This window comes from Thalassospira australica (genome assembly GCF_000763295.1).
Lineage (GTDB): Bacteria > Pseudomonadota > Alphaproteobacteria > Rhodospirillales > Thalassospiraceae > Thalassospira > Thalassospira australica.
The window spans coordinates 155,119-171,993 of sequence record NZ_JRJE01000004.1 but is presented as its reverse complement, the minus strand read 5'-3'; the positions used below and the strand labels follow the sequence as shown (position 1 = coordinate 171,993).

12 protein-coding genes are annotated in these 16,875 nt (G+C 54.5%); 6 read left to right on the top strand and 6 right to left on the bottom strand.

What is annotated here, in order from left to right; all coding sequences use genetic code 11:
- Positions 1 to 14 precede the first annotated feature (14 nt).
- Positions 15 to 464, bottom strand: a complete 450-nt coding sequence (accB, locus tag JF44_RS0103475; RefSeq protein ID WP_033067548.1) for an acetyl-CoA carboxylase biotin carboxyl carrier protein — start codon at positions 462 to 464, stop codon at positions 15 to 17.
- A gap of 11 nt (positions 465 to 475) precedes the next feature.
- Positions 476 to 757 carry a type II 3-dehydroquinate dehydratase gene (locus JF44_RS0103470; protein ID WP_238318362.1) on the bottom strand — a complete coding sequence of 94 codons (282 nt, stop codon included), beginning with the start codon at positions 755 to 757 and terminating at the stop codon, positions 476 to 478.
- A 330-nt stretch (positions 758 to 1,087) separates the two neighbouring features.
- On the opposite strand from JF44_RS0103470, the gene thiS reads away from it, so the two are divergent.
- Complete coding sequence (thiS, locus tag JF44_RS0103465; RefSeq protein ID WP_033067547.1) at positions 1,088 to 2,083, top strand: sulfur carrier protein ThiS; 996 nt, start codon at positions 1,088 to 1,090, stop codon at positions 2,081 to 2,083.
- 134 nt (positions 2,084 to 2,217) lie between these two features.
- Here the strand turns inward: thiS and JF44_RS0103460 are convergent, their stop codons facing one another.
- From JF44_RS0103460 to JF44_RS0103450, 3 genes are all read right to left on the bottom strand, one after another.
- Complete coding sequence (locus JF44_RS0103460; RefSeq protein ID WP_033067546.1) at positions 2,218 to 2,976, bottom strand: DsbA family protein; 759 nt, start codon at positions 2,974 to 2,976, stop codon at positions 2,218 to 2,220.
- A 90-nt stretch (positions 2,977 to 3,066) separates the two neighbouring features.
- Positions 3,067 to 3,714 carry a hypothetical protein gene (locus tag JF44_RS0103455; protein WP_238318361.1) on the bottom strand — a complete coding sequence of 216 codons (648 nt, stop codon included), beginning with the start codon at positions 3,712 to 3,714 and terminating at the stop codon, positions 3,067 to 3,069.
- A 47-nt stretch (positions 3,715 to 3,761) separates the two neighbouring features.
- Positions 3,762 to 5,123, bottom strand: a complete 1,362-nt coding sequence (locus tag JF44_RS0103450) for a M48 family metalloprotease (RefSeq protein WP_052065417.1) — start codon at positions 5,121 to 5,123, stop codon at positions 3,762 to 3,764.
- Between JF44_RS0103450 and JF44_RS0103445 the strand changes: the two genes are divergently transcribed.
- The gene (locus tag JF44_RS0103445; protein ID WP_033067545.1) at positions 5,110 to 6,498 is read left to right on the top strand and encodes a gamma-glutamyltransferase; all 1,389 of its coding nucleotides are present in this window, start codon (positions 5,110 to 5,112) and stop codon (positions 6,496 to 6,498) included. The genes JF44_RS0103450 and JF44_RS0103445 overlap by 14 nt on opposite strands.
- Positions 6,499 to 6,573: 75 nt before the next feature.
- Positions 6,574 to 7,725 (top strand): pyridoxal phosphate-dependent aminotransferase, encoded by a 1,152-nt coding sequence (locus JF44_RS0103440; protein WP_033067544.1) that lies wholly within the window; start codon positions 6,574 to 6,576, stop codon positions 7,723 to 7,725.
- A gap of 99 nt (positions 7,726 to 7,824) precedes the next feature.
- Here the strand turns inward: JF44_RS0103440 and JF44_RS0103435 are convergent, their stop codons facing one another.
- Positions 7,825 to 10,875, bottom strand: a complete 3,051-nt coding sequence (locus tag JF44_RS0103435; RefSeq protein ID WP_033067543.1) for an Rne/Rng family ribonuclease — start codon at positions 10,873 to 10,875, stop codon at positions 7,825 to 7,827.
- A gap of 652 nt (positions 10,876 to 11,527) precedes the next feature.
- Here JF44_RS0103435 and JF44_RS0103430 point away from each other — a divergent pair.
- The 3 genes from JF44_RS0103430 (at position 11,528) to JF44_RS0103420 (ending at position 16,710) form a co-directional block, all read left to right on the top strand.
- Entirely contained in the window at positions 11,528 to 12,811 is a 1,284-nt protein-coding gene (locus JF44_RS0103430) for an N-acetylmuramoyl-L-alanine amidase (protein WP_238318360.1), read from the top strand.
- Between the two features lie 103 nt (positions 12,812 to 12,914).
- Positions 12,915 to 13,919: a hypothetical protein gene (locus tag JF44_RS0103425; RefSeq protein WP_033067542.1), complete on the top strand. Its 1,005-nt coding sequence runs from the start codon at positions 12,915 to 12,917 to the stop codon at positions 13,917 to 13,919.
- A gap of 367 nt (positions 13,920 to 14,286) precedes the next feature.
- A complete protein-coding gene (locus JF44_RS0103420) occupies positions 14,287 to 16,710 on the top strand; it encodes a penicillin-binding protein 1A (protein ID WP_033067541.1) in 2,424 nt (807 codons plus the stop codon).
- Positions 16,711 to 16,875 lie beyond the last annotated feature (165 nt).

The following is a 16,875-nucleotide window of genomic DNA, read 5'->3' as shown; positions in this document are numbered from 1 at the left end:
GTTAATACCCCGACTTATTCAATAATGACCAGCGGTTCGTCATATTCGACCGGATGGCCGTCGGTCGCCAGAATCTGGGTGACCTTGCCGGATTTCGGTGCGCGGATCGGGTTGAAGGTTTTCATCGCTTCGATCAGCATCAGGGTCTGACCTTCAGAAACGCTTGAACCAACCGAAATGAAAGGCGCAGCGCCCGGTTCCGGTGCAAAGTAGACAACGCCGACCATCGGCGATTTGACGGCACCCGGATGGGCGCCTGCTTCTGCCGGTGCAGCAGCAACTGGCGCAGCAGCCGGTGCGGCAGCAGCAGGGGCGGCGGCCGGTGCAGCAGCAACCATGGCGCCCTGACGGGCAACGCGAATACGGTTGTCACCTGCGGCAACTTCAATTTCGGTCAGATTGGTGTCGTCCAGCAGCTCTGCGAGCTGGCGAATGGCGTCATTGTCGATGTTGAACTTGCTCATTTCGATATCTTTTATGATGGTGTGTGGATCAATCCGCGCATGGCATCCAGGGCGTATTCGGAACTCTGGGAGCCAAAGCCATAGATCATACCGTTTGCAGCTTTCGAGACGTTTGAAGTGTGTCTGAACGCGTCCCGCATTTGAATATTGGGCAGTTGGACCTCACCGACCGGCATGTCTGATGCCCGTCTGGCGTCGAGGATCGCAACCAATGTGTGCGTATATGCCTCAGCCGTGCCAAGAATGCCAGAGTCTTCTTGTCGGTTTTCCGTAGAACCCGTCAACCAGTTCACCTTTGTTCCTGCCACAGGGGCGTCCATTCGGGCAAATGCCTGCGAAAACAAAATTTGGTCAAACAATCGTCCAACCTGAAACAGGTTCTGTTCTCACATACCCAACAATTGGTGTTGCGTTTATAACACGACCAAAGTCTGACGCAACTTTGCATTGACCTTGATAAAGCGCGTCTGCCTTGCCAATTGTTGCCCGCTGATTTCTGTTTGCCTGCGGTTATGCCAGACAATCGGAAAAACTGACGAAGACAGCTTGCTTCAATGTTGGGTGCTGCGCATACTGCGCGGCAATCATGAAGATTTTAATACCACAGGGATTGAACGAAAAAGATGCGTCTGACGATCAACGGTGAAGACCGCACTATTGAAAATGCAGGAACTGTTGCGGAACTGCTTGGCGAACTGGGCATTGCTGCCACCAAGGTTGCCGTAGAACGCAATCTGGAAATCGTTCCCAAAACCGCTTATGGCGAAACCCAACTTGCCGATGGTGACAAATTCGAAATCGTTCATTTCATTGGTGGCGGGTCCGGCGAGGCAGGGCTGGCTGCTGCTGAGGATGACGGTTTTGTGGTCGCGGGTAAGAAGTTCTCATCGCGTTTGCTGGTTGGAACCGGCAAATATAAGGATTTTGAAGAAACCAAAATCGCGATTGAGGCCTCCGGTGCCGAGATTGTCACCGTTGCTGTGCGCCGCGTTAATCTGACCGATCCTAACCAGCCGATGCTGGTTGATTATGTCAATCCCAAAAAATACACCTATCTGCCCAATACGGCGGGCTGTTTTACCGCCGACGATGCTGTGCGTACCCTGCGTCTTGCACGCGAAGCGGGGGGCTGGAACCTGGTGAAGCTTGAAGTGCTTGGCGATCAGGCAACGCTTTATCCCAACATGCCCGAAACGCTCAAAGCTGCCGAAGCGCTGATCAAGGATGGCTTTGATGTGATGGTGTACTGCAGTGATGATCCCATTCAGGCCAAGATGCTCGAAGAAATGGGCTGTTGTGCGATCATGCCGCTGGGCTCGCTGATCGGATCAGGCATGGGCATTCTCAACCCGGTCAATATCGCGTTGATCAAGGAAAATGCAAATGTGCCGGTACTGGTAGATGCCGGTGTCGGGACCGCATCGGATGCGGCCTTTGCCATGGAACTTGGTTGTGACGGGGTTCTGATGAATACGGCCATTGCCGGGGCCAAAGACCCGATCCGCATGGCGCGCGCCATGAAACACGCCATTATTTCCGGACGCGAATCGTTCCTTGCGGGCAGAATGCCCAAAAAGAAATATGCCGATCCGTCTTCGCCATTGGCCGGGATCATCTGATCTGGCGATGATGCCTTGGGATTGGACAAAACAAAGGGCCGTTTCATAATCGAAACGGCCCTTTGTCGTTGGTTGGGGTGGCGAAACGGACTGACTACGGATGTAGTCCGTTTCGCATGATGTATAGACAGTTGTTACGATGCGTCTTCAAGACCTGCATCAACAAGTGCCTCAACCCGTTCCATATCCGCGCCGGAAACCATGGTGCCGTTGATCAGGAAGGCAGGGGTGCCACTGATGCCGACCGACCGTGCCATTGCCGAATACTGGGACAACATGCCGTTGATTTCAGGTGCTTTCATGTCTTCAAGCATCTGGTCAACGTCAACCCCGGCATTGGCGGCAAGCTCGTTAATGCGTTCCTGATCCAGAAGGCCACGGTTTTGCATGAAGGCCTCGTGGATTTCCATGTATTTGCCTTGTTTGTCCGCAGCAAGTGCTGCGCGGGCCGCAATCGCGCTTTCTTCACGCAGAATCGGGAATTCGACAAAGATGGTGCGCACCTTGCCGTCATTCTTCTCGGCGATATCCATCACGCCCTCAAAGGCGCGTTTGCAATAGCCACAATGATAGTCAAAGAACTCGATCACGGTGACCGGCGCATCCAGCGGACCAACCGACGGGATGGAACTATCCGCAACCAGTGCATCCCAAACCGGGGTCAGGGCTTCTTCTTTCTGACGTTCCTGTTCGGCGGTTTGCCATGCCTGAACGTTTTGGATGGCCCGCAAAAGAACGTCCGGGTTCTCGAGCAGGTATTGTTCGATGACGCTTTCGATTTCGGCTTTCTGCGCGGTGCCAAGCGCCTCTTGTGCCATTGCGCCGGAGCCAAACAGCATGGTGACACCAAGGGCTGTTCCAGCAAGAAAACGCTTCGCGATCTGAGAATTCATTGGGCGTCCTTATCTCTTTCAGGCCATTGCGCTGTATTGCGGTGCCGGCCGTGATTTTATGTGATGTTTTTTTGATACGTGATCTGGTCGCTAACGGGAAAGTAAAATATGCGTTAGATGGGTCACACTGCCTTGTGCGGGCGTATGGTCCTTGCCGGAAACAAGTCCGATCCAGACAAGACGCACTTCATCCGCATCTGTGTCAGGCCAGTAGCGGCGATAAAGGGTGGACAGATCAAAATATTCGCGCTGCCATTGCCCGTAACTGACGGCATATTGCCCAACAGCGATGCGGACTTCCTGATCAATCGATGGTTTCCCAGCCCCCAGATCGTTTTCGGTCCAGCTTCCCTGTGACTGACGCCGAAACCCAAGGACCAGCTCAACATCGCCAACCTGCGCAGTGTTATTAAGCTGCCAGTCAAAGGACAAATAGGGGGATGCCAAGACAATCACATTGGTGCGCCGCCCGATTTCGAACGATCCGATGCCCGGACGTGCGGCCAGTGCAATACGGCCATCCTTGTCTTCCCATGTCAGGGGCGCTTGATCCGATCCGTTTTGGGCAGGTGCTTGTGTGACCTGCCAATAGCGCGGGGGATTACCAAGAGAGAAAGGCGCATAAAGCAGCTTAAGATCACCGCTGACGTCAACCCCCGCCCCGGGCAGCGAACACCCGGCCACCCCCAAAAGGCCAACCATCGTCAGCACCAAAGGCGAGAGAAAGCCGGGTTTCACCCGCGACCCTAAGCGTGGTTTTCCTGTTTTTTTAGCAGTGGACGACTTCAATCAGGGCTGCCCTTACCTTTGCCAGGGACACCGTCCGGGTTGGTTGCCTGCAGGATATCCTGGGCGCGCAACCATGCGGCCGTTCCTTTTTCAAGTTTTCGGTCGGCCTGAACCGCGTGATAGCTGGCAGCCTGTCGGTCCCCGGTCAAAAGGCTGTACTCTGCCTGTGACAGGGACGCTTCACCTTCATTGCCCAAACGGTTTTCGACAATGGCACGGAAACGCCATGCCGACGAATTGCCGCGTTCACGCGACAGCACCCCAATCAGGTTTTCCTTGGCCGGTTCAAGATAGGTTTCATCACCGGTTTCAATCATGGCATGGGCCAGCAACAGGCGGATCAAAGGCGCACCGCCGGAAAGTTCTGCTGATTGTTCAAGCGGGGGGATTGCTTCTGCTGCGCGGCCAAATTCCAGCAGGATCTGGCCTTTGAGTTCCTCGAAATACGGATTGGCCGGTTCTTCGGCAATCAGCCCGTCGATCAGTTCGAGTGCCGGTTCAAGGCGCGAATCCCGATAATAGGCAATCGCACGGGCGTAACGTGCTGAAATGTCTGTGTCGCTTTCGGGGTAGGTCCGCAGCGTGTTTTGAATATGGTTGGTAAAGGCAAACAGCTTGGCGCGCATGCGGTCATGGCGTTCATAAAACTCCGGACTGACTTTCGCATCTTTCAGTTCTGAATTCTTGACGTAGTTTTCCAGAAAATCGACACGCTCAACCGTCAACGGGTGACTTCGAAGATACGGGTCCTGACTTGCTGTGCTGAGCAGTTCCTGTCCTTCAAGGGTCTGCATGAATTCCAGCATCCCGCGCGATGAAATGCCCGCAGATGTAAGGTATTTCACACCAGCCTGATCGGCACTGCTTTCCTGTGTTCGGGAATAGGCCAGAAAGTTACGTGTTGCCACATTTTGCCCGCCCAGAATGGCTGCTGTTCCGACGTCGGATCGGCCCGCCGCAACACCTGCCGCAACACCGGCGATAGTCGATAGAATGGAAATCGCAGACGCATTGCGCAGTTGATCATGTACACGCGAAAGGTGCCCGCCTGATATATGTCCCGTCTCGTGGGCCATAACCCCGATAACCTGTTCGGGAGTCTCTGCTTTTAACAACAGTCCAGTATTGATAAAAAGCTTTTGGCCTCCGGCAACAAAAGCGTTCAAGCTGTTGTCAGAAACGATATAAACAGACACGCCATTCGGATCGAGACCCGCCGCCCTGAAAATCGGCGTGGCATACATCCGAAGGGTTTCCTCGATCTCTGTATCGCGGATAAAAGAACGACCCTGCGCAGCCACCATGCTTGGCAGGGCAACAAGGAAAATGGCAGTGAGAGTAACAATGCGTCTGAGCAAAATGTGCGTTCCATATTTTCGTTCGACTGATGTCGGTTCCAAGCCGACGCGCACGCCATCATGGCGGATCGCGTTCGCAATCGCAATGACTGCCGGACTTGCTGCCTGCAGTAGCAATGAAGCAGAGAATATTGGTCAAATAGGGGCAGTATCCGGCTATTTCGGTGGTGTGGTGGCCGATGAGCCACGCGCAGTGCGCAATGCACGCGACGTTTTATCTGCTGGTGGAACCGCTGCTGATGCGGCCGTGGCCCTGTATGCGACCATGACGGTTACCAAGTCATCGGTCGCGGGAATCGGCGGTGGCGGTGTATGTGTGGTTCATGATCGCGCGTCGGAAAAAGTCGAGGTTCTTGATTTCTGGCCGCGTCCGGGCACACGTACCCGCTCAGACCAGACGGCAACAACCATCCCGGCGGTTCCGCGTGGTCTTTATGCGCTAAGCGCACGATATGGCCGTCTGCAGTGGGGATCGCTGATCAGTGCTGCTGAACAGTATGCTCGCCTTGGCGTGCCTGTTTCGCGTTCGCTTGTGCGCGATATCGAAACCCATCGTGATCGTATCGAAGCAAGCCCGGCCCTTCGCGCAACCTTTATGCCGGGTGGCAAGATGCTTGAGGTCGGGGATCGTATTCGATCAGTCAATCTTGCAGCCCTTCTGACGTCACTGCGGGTTAAAGGCCCGGGTGATTTTTATAATGGCGCACTGGCGGTCGATATTGCCAATGCAGTTGATGCTGCCGGTGGGACACTGACCGCTGATGATCTGCGCACTTATCGCCCGCAATGGAAAACCGCGACCGAGGTCAAGGTTGGCAATGAAATACTGTATCTTGCCTATCCGCCGCGTTCTGATGTCGGTGTATCTGCCATCAGTCAGGGCGGTGAACTGGCCGATATCCTGAACCGTTATCTGGCCGACATCTCGTCAGGCAGCGAGGCCGCACAGGCCAGTGCCGGGCGCAGTGGCTTTGTTGTGGTTGATCGCGCGGCGAACGCGGTTGCCTGTGTCACCACCATGAACACGCCGTTCGGTGCCGGGTTGGGGGCAGATGCCTTTGGTCTTAACCTTGCGGCGGGTGATGCTGCGCTGACATCGACACCGCTGATGGGCCCGGCCCTTATGGTGAACCCGTTTGTCTGGGAATATTATTACGGTATCGCCGGAACCGGCACACCGGCCGGTGCAACCAAACAGATCGCCACCATGGCCGAAGACCTGATTGGCGCCGGGGCTGCATCGTCGATTGTGCTTAATTCCCAAGGGGCATCGTCGGTCAATGTCATCAAATGTCTTGAAGGGACGCCACCCCATCCCGAAAGCTGCCAGTTCATCGCCGACCCGGCCGGTGGCGGTATGGCAGGTACCCGTTAAACAGAAAACGAACACCAACAGGGCAGGGGGACCATCCTGCCCTGTTGTTCTTAACCACATACCAGGATTCCAAACATGGCTTTGAAGCAATCCCTTCGCGGGGCAATTTCGCCCTTTATCGTGATGGACGTGATGCGTGCTGCCAACGCGCGCGAAACCGAAGGCAAAGCCGTTTATCATCTTGAAGTCGGTCAGCCAGGAACGCCCGCACCGCGCAAGGTACGCGAAGCCGCCGCCAAGGCCCTTGAAACTGATCTGATCGGCTATACCAATGCCATGGGCATCGATCCGCTCCGCGAAGCCATTGCCGGGCATTACAAAACCAAGTTTGGTGTTTCGGTTGATCCGGCGCGTGTGTGCGTGGCAAGCGGGTCATCCTCGATCTTTGTACTGGCGTTTCTGGCGGCCTTTGATGCAGGCGACAGGGTGGCAATGGCAGCTCCGGGCTATCCGGCGTATCACAACATTCTAAGCGCGCTTGGTATCGATACAATCAACTTGCCCGCAGGTCCCGAAACCCACTATCAGCCGACTGTACAGATGCTGCGCGATCTTGACGAACCGATCGATGGCCTGATCGTTGCCAGCCCGTCCAACCCGGCGGGCAGTATGATTGATGTCGAAACCTATCGCGAACTGGCGACCTATTGCCGCGACAACGGCATTCGCCTTATCAGTGACGAGATCTATCAGGGCATTTCATTTGGGGATGTGGCCGAATGTACCGCCCTTGAATTCGGTGATGAGGCGATCATCATCAACAGCTTCTCGAAATACTTTTCCATGACCGGCTGGCGTCTGGGCTGGGCGATTGTGCCGCCTGATCTGATGCGTGCAGTGGAATGTCTGCAACAGAACCTGTTTATCTCCGCCCCGGCGCTTTCGCAGCTTGCAGCCGTTGCTGCCTTTGATTGCGAAGACGAACTTCAGGCCAATATCGCGGCCTATGCGCGCAATCGTGAAATCCTGCTGGATGGTTTGCCAAAGGCAGGCTTCACCAAGTTCGCCCCGGCCGATGGTGCGTTTTATCTTTATGCTGATGTGCGCGAACTGACCACGGACAGCGAAGCATTCTGCAAGCAGATGCTTGAAGAAACTGGCGTCGCCACCACACCGGGCACGGATTTTGATCGTATGCGTGGCAAAGGGTACGTGCGCTTTTCTTTCGCCCATAGCGAAGAAACCATGATCGGCGCGGTCAAGGCGTTACAGAACTGGAAGCGCTGAGGTAAACCTACTAAAGGCAACATGCTTCAAACGGCGATCACCGCGAACGAAAAAGGGCTGCTCAATGAGCAGCCCTTTTGTGTTGTCTGGTATCTGGCCTTAGCGACCAAGGCTCCACCAGCCGCGTTTCTTCGGCTTGGGTTTTTCATCCTTCGCCGGTTCTGCAGCCGGGGTCGGCTCTGCAGCAGGTGCAGGGGCCGGTTCTGGTGCCGTTGCGGGCGTCTCAGCCTTTGCCGGTTCCGGAGCTTTTGCTTGCCCAGCAGGTTTTTCTGCTTTCGGCGCTTCTGGCGTTGGAGCAGGTGTCGGTGCTGGTGCGCTGGTTTCTGCCGGGGCAGATGACGGTGCGCTTGCTGCTTCCGGTTTGCTGTCAGCAGGTGCTTCCGGGGCCGGACCGCTTTGGATCGGGATGTTCTTCACATCGCGATCATTGCCCTCGTCATTGCGATCCGAACGGTTGTTGCGGTCACGACGGTTGCGGCGGTTGTCATTGCGATCACGACGCGGACGGGCCGGGGCCGGTGCGGTTGTGCTGCGCGAACGACCGGCACGAACACCTTCCTGGTCAAAGTTGTCAGCATCCTGACCATCGCTATCGGCATCGATAACGGTGTCTTCGGCAGTGCCGTCCGGTGCTTCGTGATCGCGGTTGCGGCGTGCTGCCGTCAAGGCCGGATCATCCTGCGGGGAACGGGTACGGTTGCCTTCAAAGTCCTGACGACGCGAACGACGACGACCACCACGCTTGCCGCGACGGCGGCGCTTGCGTTGGCTTTCTTCATCGTCGTCTTCATTGTTGGCGCGATCAGAATTGTCAGACTCTTCCGAAGCTTCGTTTGATGCTTCCTGCTGCTGATCGGTGTTGCGATCATCACGGTCATCATTGCGGCCACGACGGCGACGGCGACGACGGCGGCGTTTACCGCCCTGATCGTCATCCTCAGGCCGTTCAGAACGTTCGGTTTCTTCTTCTACTTCTTCGTCGTCGGTATCAACCGGGTTTTCAATCGCCGTCAGCGAAACGCTGTCGGTATTGAGAACCGGGGTTGCGTCTTCGATCTCATCGCCTTTTTTCGCACGGGTACGCTCGATGCGGTGATCTGGCGAAATCAGGCTGTCATCGCCAAAGATCATGACGCTAAAGCCGTAACGGCTTTCGATTTCGCCCAGTGAATCGCGTTTGCGGTTCAGGATGTAAAGGGCAACTTCGCTTGCGACGTGAACGGTCAGCGCGCCGGAACGACGACGCATGCCTTCTTCTTCGATCACGCGCAGCAGATGAAGGGCTGCACTTTCAATCGAACGTACAAGGCCGACACCGCGGCAATGGGTGCAAACTTCAAACGCGCTTTCCACCAGCGACGGGCGCAGGCGCTGACGCGACATTTCAAGCAGGCCAAACGGGCTGATGCGACCGATCTGCAGTCGGGCACGGTCATTTCGCATGGCTTCTTTAAGCTTGCGTTCAACCGATGCCTGATTGCGGTGATCTTCCATGTCGATGAAATCGACAACGATCAGACCGGCAAGGTCACGCAGGCGAAGCTGACGTGCCAGTTCTTCGGCCGCTTCAAGGTTGGTCTTGTATGCGGTTTCTTCGATATTGCGTTCACGGGTCGACCGGCCGGAGTTGACGTCAACCGCGACCAGTGCCTCGGTCGGGTTGATGACAAGGTAACCACCGGATTTAAGCTGTACGACCGGATTGAGCATCGCATCAAGCTGGCTTTCCACCTGGAAGCGGTGGAACAGCGGCACGCCCTGATCTTTATAGGGCTGCACACGCTTGGCATGTGATGGCATCAACATCTTCATGAAGTCTTTGGCAACCCGGTAACCTTCGTCACCTTCGACCAGAACTTCATCAACATCACGTGCATAAAGGTCACGGATGGAACGCTTGATCAGATCGGCTTCTTCGTAAATCAGACACGGTGCCTGACTCTGAAGGGTGGTTTCGCGAATACGATCCCACAAACGCATCAGATAATCGAAGTCGCGTTTGATTTCGGCCTTGGTCCGTTCTGCACCGGCAGTTCGAACAATGACGGCCATGCCGTCCGGAATTTCCAGTTCGGCCAGAATGGATTTCAGACGCTTGCGGTCCTTGGCATTGGTGATCTTGCGCGAAATGCCGCCACCACGCGGGGTGTTTGGCATCAGGACGCAATAACGACCGGCCAGCGACAGGAAGGTTGAAAGAGCAGCACCCTTGTTGCCGCGCTCTTCCTTGACGACCTGAACCAGAATGATCTGGCGGCGTTTGATCACTTCCTGAATTTTATAGCGTTTCTGAAGCTGACGGCTGTGCGATTCGACGAATTCGTCGCTGTCATCACCGCCAAGGTCTTCGATGTCTTCTTCAACGTCGGCATTGGCGTCAAGTGCGGTGACTTCGTTGCTGCTGTCGGCGCCGTCACTGTCGGCATCAACATCAACGTCCAGTTCCGCGACTTCGGCCGACATGGCGGCATTGCCACCGGTCGGGGTGTCATCGCCATCAGACCCGGTGTCGCCATTTCCTTCAGACGAAGGTGCGGCATCAGCCGATGTGTCGTCGGTCGATGCGTCGTTGGCGGATGCATCGGTGTCTTCGGTTTTCTTGCGACGGTTGCGCGGGCGACGGCGACGCGGTTTTGCGTCTTCTTCGTCACCGGTTGCGCCGGTATCGGTGGCTGCATCACTTGGGGCAGGGGCCTCAGCAGAGGTTTCAGTGGTTTCTGCCTCAGGCGCATCAGTTGCTTCGTCCTTCGCACGCGGCTTGCGACGCGAACGTGAACGGGATGGTTTTTTGTCTTTTTTCGCGCTGTCTTCGGTCTCGCCGATATTGTCTTCGACGATTTCAGCGTCTTTGACCTGCTTATTGCTTTGGGCGTGGCCCTGCGCAATTGCTTCGCGGTCTGCAACCGGGATTTGGTAATAATCGGAATGAATTTCGCTGAAGGCAAGGAAACCGTGGCGGTTTCCGCCATAGTCAACAAAGGCCGCCTGAAGTGACGGTTCTACCCGCGTGACTTTCGCGAGATAGATATTGCCCTTGATTTGTTTTTTCGTCGATGTCTCGACGTCGTATTCTTCTAAGCGATTTCCGTCAATAACAACGACGCGGCTTTCTTCCGCGTGCGTTGCGTCGATAAGCATACGTTTGACCATTCGGAACCTGTTCCTGAGGGTCCCGCCAGTTCAATGCTATGGGCGCAGTTGCGCTGATATGCAAACAAACCGGCATGTCCGGAGGCGCCGCCCATAAAGGTCGCGATATGTCCTGTATGTCTCTGGGTCATCGCGTGTCGGCTGCTCTTCCGGTTGGACCTGGTTTTGGTGTTGAAACAAAATAATAGATTGCGTGTCTTTTCGAGCGCGCCAAGACAGCCTTTTTAAGGAGGGCTCTATCGGGAGCGGGAATTGCCGCGTCACCGAGACACCGACCGTAAGAACTGAACTCGTCGCGTCCTCAGCCTGGTGGCATTTTGGTTGCTTACCACAAAGCATTTAGGAATCTCGCGAGCAACATATCCCTTTTATGCGCCTGCGACAAACAGTTTTGTTGCTCTGTGTAACGACTTTCTGACAGTGGCATTAAAAAACACGAAAAAATCCGCACGTTTTCGCCATTCGCGATCAATTTCCAGCAAATATATGAAAAGAAACCGCTTTTGTCCGATGCACATGTGTAAAGCATGTTGACGGATATGTGATATGCCCGCCAGACAAGATATGGTTTTGGTCAATTGCCCGTTAACCAACGCGTTGCTATAAGCGGTGAACAAATGTTTTTGCAGGGCAACAGGCGCTTAAACGACAGATGATCTCACGGCACGCAATTTCACTTTTCAAGGTGCGAAAAACACCATCCATCACGATTTTTGCAACGCTGGCAAAAACGGTGATGATGTTGTTTATGCTGCTGTTTTCAGCCCAGATGATCGTGTCTTCGGCCCATGCTCAGACAGCAAAGGTTCTTGGGGCGCGTCTTGGGGTTTATCCCGACTACACGCGTTTTGTGATCGACCTTGATCGGGATGTGGAGTTTACCTATTTCCTGCTGCCGGACCCCTATCGCATCATCATTGATATGCCCGAGATCGACTGGAACGCGCCGCCAAGCAAGGTTACATCGGGCGGCGGGCTGATTTCGGGGTTGCGCTATGGCCTGTTTAAGCCAGGTACATTCCGCGTTGTTCTTGATGTTGCCCAACCATCCCTTGTTTCCAAGATTTTCTCACTCCCGCCCGGGGGAGGTGCGCCTAACCGGTTGGTGGTCGATTTAAAGCCGACCGGGCGCGAAGCCTTTCTGACAGCGTCGCGCGAAAGCATGGAAGCCTATTCTGCACGCAGCCGCAACGACACCAGTGCCACCGAACAAAGTGTTGATGTTGCGGTTCAATCTGGTCGTGGGGGCGATGAAAAACCGCTGATCGCGATTGATGCTGGGCATGGCGGGGTGGATCCCGGTGCGATTGGTGTTGGCAATGTCTATGAAAAAGACCTGACCCTTGCCGCCGCCCGTCAACTTGCCGAAACACTAACCGCATCCGGGCGCTACCGCGTATTGCTGACCCGCGATAAGGACGTGTTCCTGAAGCTGCGTCAGCGGGTTGAAATTGCACGCAAAAACAACGCTGACCTGTTCATTTCCCTGCATGCTGATTCGATTGCCAACCCGAAACATCGCGGAGCATCGGTCTATACCCTGTCTGAAAACGCATCGGATAAAGAAGCCGCAGCTTTGGCATCAAAGGAAAACAAGGCCGACGTCATAGCCGGTGTTGATCTTTCATCGGAAAATACATTGGTGCAAAGCATCCTGATCGATCTGGCCCAACGTGAAACCATGAACCTGTCGGCGACCTTGGCGGCCAATATGGTGACACAGCTTTCGCAAAGCATTGAATTGCAACGCAGGACCCATCGGTTTGCCGGGTTTGCGGTTCTGAAGGCCCCTGATATTCCTTCGGCACTGTTTGAAATGGGATATCTTTCGAATGCGACGGATGCCAAGCTGCTGCAAAGCCCCGCCCATCGCAAAAAGATTGCCGAGGCCGTCATGCGGGCAATTGATATCTATTTCGAGAAGCACAAGTTTTAACGTTGTAGGTTTTCTTGGTGGTTTTGTGTTGATACAATATCAACCTAAGGTTATCTTTGTGTTGTTGGGGCGGCAAGCTGCATAATCTCCGGGGGAGAAATTTATGCAGTTAAAAAAATACACATTCACAATCAGTATTGTGTTCTCAGCTTTGTTAGTTTCTGGCTGTGAACTAGATCGTTACCGGAACAAGGTGGTCATAGACCCATTGTTCGCAAATGACCCTGAAACACTCGAGAGAAAAGAATTTAAAACAGGCGATAATCAGATCGAAACGATCTTCGGTCAGTTTTTGTTGGCTCAACAAGATGCGATTGAGCCTGCTGCTGATGTTGAGGAGCAGAAGGCAAACTTTTACGCATTTTCTGCCACGACAATTGCTGCGTCTGACGCTGCCTGCGATATTTTGTTTGCTACCTTGCATCGCTTGTCGAAAGACACAGAAATGGCGCAGGGCGCGATGAACATGATTGGCAATGCAGCTGGCGCTACACTTGGATTGTTAGACGCAAGCTCGGAAGCATTGGGTGGTCTTGCTATTGCGCTAGGCGCGGGTAACGCCAGCTTCGAACTGTTCAATGAACGGTTCATGCTCAGCCCAGCTTTGCCATCACTTCATAAGAAGGTGGTCGAGGCGCGCAAGGAACTTGCAAACACCCTGAGAGTAGAAGCCACGACTTACAAGAGTTATCCAGAAGCCGAAGGCCAATTGCGCAGCTACCACCTGACCTGCTCCCCAATATATTTGGCAGACATCATCGCAAAAAGTGTCGATGTAGCACCGTTTAAGCCTAACGTTGAACTCCCAAAGCAGGCAGAGCGGTTGTCTACAGTATCCTCGGAACTTTACAGTCTTGCATATGGACAATCAGGAGCTTTTACGCGGAACCAATTGCGTAATTTGGCTGAGGTCTTCCTGTCGGTGCGAGGAGCATCAGCGACTGAACTCACGAAAGTGGTAAATGCTCGCTTGACTGCTGACAATGATAAGAAGGATCGGGCTTTGGTTCTGCTCGACAGTGTTGCAGACGTCCTTGGCGTGCAGTCAAACGGTACCGGAGATGAAGGACAAGCGTTGGCAAATATAGGAATTACTGTTGGCAATTGAGTGAACCGAAAGCGTTGAGGCTAGACCGGCACTTAGCAAAAAATTGCCGAAGCCGTCACGCGCGCAATTGATGTCTATTTCGAGAACCACGAGTTTCAAAAGTCGTGTTCCGCCATCGTGCTTGCGGTCTTCGGGCCGTGCATAGAGTGGGGCGCAGGGCATTTGCGTGTTGCGTTTTGCGCAGAAAAAAACCGCCGGGCGTGGCGGCTGTCACAACCTCGTCATTATTTTGCCGCTATAATGCAGGCAAATCCGGGTTTTCGGCACAGACGGGCGAAATGTCTGCCGGGACATTGCATTTCCGATAAGAGTGCATGAATATGCCCCTGATCGGATCAGGCCAACAAAATGAAAAAGACCTGCTTACATGCGCATTTTACTAAGTATTTTTGGCTTTCTGTTCTTGATGGGCGTTGCGGGTGGTGCCGGCGTTCTGGCGATTTTCTGGCATTTTGGTCAGGGACTTCCCGATTACACCCAGCTTGAAAATTACGAGCCCGAGGTCATGACGCGTGTTCATGCGTCAGACGGGGCACTGATTGCCGAATATGCGCGTGAAAAACGTGTCTTTGTGCCGATCACCGCCATTCCACATAAGGTCGTCGATGCCTTTGTCGCGGCAGAGGATAAAAACTTCTTTTCCCATCCGGGGATTGATTTCGCCTCTGTTCTGCGTGCGGCGGTTACCAATGTGGTCAATATCGGAACGGGCAAACGCCCGGTAGGCGCATCCACCATTACCCAGCAGGTTGCCAAAAACTTCCTTTTGACCAACGAAGTTTCATACGAACGCAAGATCAAGGAAGCGATCCTGTCATTTCGTATCGAGCGGACCTTTTCCAAGGAACACATCCTTGAACTTTACCTGAACGAAATTTATCTGGGCAGTGGCAGTTATGGCGTGGCCGCAGCGGCCTTGCGCTATTTCGACAAGTCGCTTGATGAGCTGAATGTCGAAGAAGCGGCCTATCTTGCTGCTTTGCCCAAGGCGCCTTCCAACTACCATCCGGTGCGCAACCACGACGAAGCCAAGGCCCGTCGTAACTGGGTGATTGGCCGGATGCTGGAAGAAAAATACATCACAGAGGCCGAAGCCCAACAGGCATGGGCCACCCCGCTAGAAGCCAAAACCCGCCAGTCGGTTGATACCTATCAGGCAGATTTCTTTGCCGAAGAAGTCCGCCGCCAACTGGTCGACCGTTATGGCGAGGGGATGCTGTATGATGGTGGGCTTTCGGTACGCTCGACCGTTGTGCCGCGATTGCAGGATGTTGCCGACAAGGCGCTGTTTGACGGGCTTGTTGAATATGATCGTCGCCATGGATGGCGCGGGCCGATTACAAACATTGATCTTTCTGGCAATTGGCAGCAGGCGCTGCGTGAAGTCGAAACCCCGTCGGATATTCCGTGGGATCGGGCGGTTGTTCTTGGCACCGATGCCAATGAAGCAACCCTTGGCCTGATGAATGGCGAACAGGGCCGTATTCCGCTGCGCTTCCTAACGTGGGCACGTCCGTGGCAAAAGGGCCAGACCCTTGGTCCTGTGGTCAACAGCCCGTCAGATGTACTTGCGCCGGGTGACGTCATTTATGTCAAACATTTTGCCGAACTTGATGGCGAGAAACTCCCGCCCAACACGTATGGTTTGCGTCAGATTCCGAATGTGAATGGTGGTCTTGTCGCGATGGACCCGCACACGGGGCGTGTCCTGGCGATGTCGGGTGGTTTTTCCCACGATCTTTCGAAATTCAACCGCGCCACACAGGCCCGTCGTCAGCCGGGGTCGGCATTTAAACCGTTCGTTTATCTCGCCGCCCTTGATCAGGGTTTTACCCCGTCGACACTGGTGCTTGATGCGCCGTTTGTGATTGATCAGGGACCGGGGCTTGGCAAATGGAAGCCGGGCAACTATAGCGGCAAGTTCTATGGTCCATCGACCATGCGTCTTGGGATTGAAAAATCCCGAAACCTGATGACGGTGCGGCTGGCCCAGACCATCGGCATGCCGACGGTTGTTGATTATGCCAAACGGTTTGGTGTTGTCGACGAAATGCCTGATGTTTTGTCGATGTCGCTTGGGGCTGCGGAAACCACGGTGATGCGTCTGACCTCGGCCTATGCCGAGATGGTCAATGGTGGCAAGAAAATCACACCGACCCTGATTGACCGCATTCAGGACCGTCGCGGCAATGTAATTTACCGCCGTGATGAACGTGAATGTGCGCAATGTCAGGACGTGACGTTCCGCAATCAGATGCCACCTGATCTGCCTGACACCCGCGAACAACTTACCGACCCGGCAAGTGCGTTCCAGATGGTTCACATCATGGAAGGCGTTATTTCGCGCGGGACGGGGCGTCGTATTGCCGAGCTTGGCTATCCGCTGGCGGGCAAAACCGGTACGACCAATGATTCGCGGGATGCATGGTTTGTTGGATTTTCGCCGGATTTGGCCGTTGGCGTTTATGTCGGCTTTGATGACAACAGATCGCTTGGCGAAAAGGAACAAGGTGCAAGTGCAGCCGCCCCGATCTGGAAAGAATTCATGCGCGGTGCGCTTGAAGGCACCAAAGCCATTCCGTTCCGTACCCCGCCGGGTATTCGCATGGTCCGCGTTGAAGCCCGTACCGGACTTCCCGCACGTCCCGGCGATCATGATGTTATTTGGGAAGCCTTCAAGCCCGGCACCATTCCGGCATCGAATGACAATGTCATTGATGGTGGATATAGCGGTTCTGGCGGTTCCGACAGCGGGGGCGGCGCCATTTCCGGACCCGGTGGGATCTATTGATTCTTTCGGTCATTCTGGGACCAAGACATCGCAAACCCGGCATCAGAATGGTGCCGGGTTTTTGCGTTGTTGCGGGGGTTTCAAGGACGATAAAAACTGCTATAAGCGGCGCCGAAGTTGCCACGCGATCTGTGTGGCCCAACGAATTTGAAGATATTAACGGAG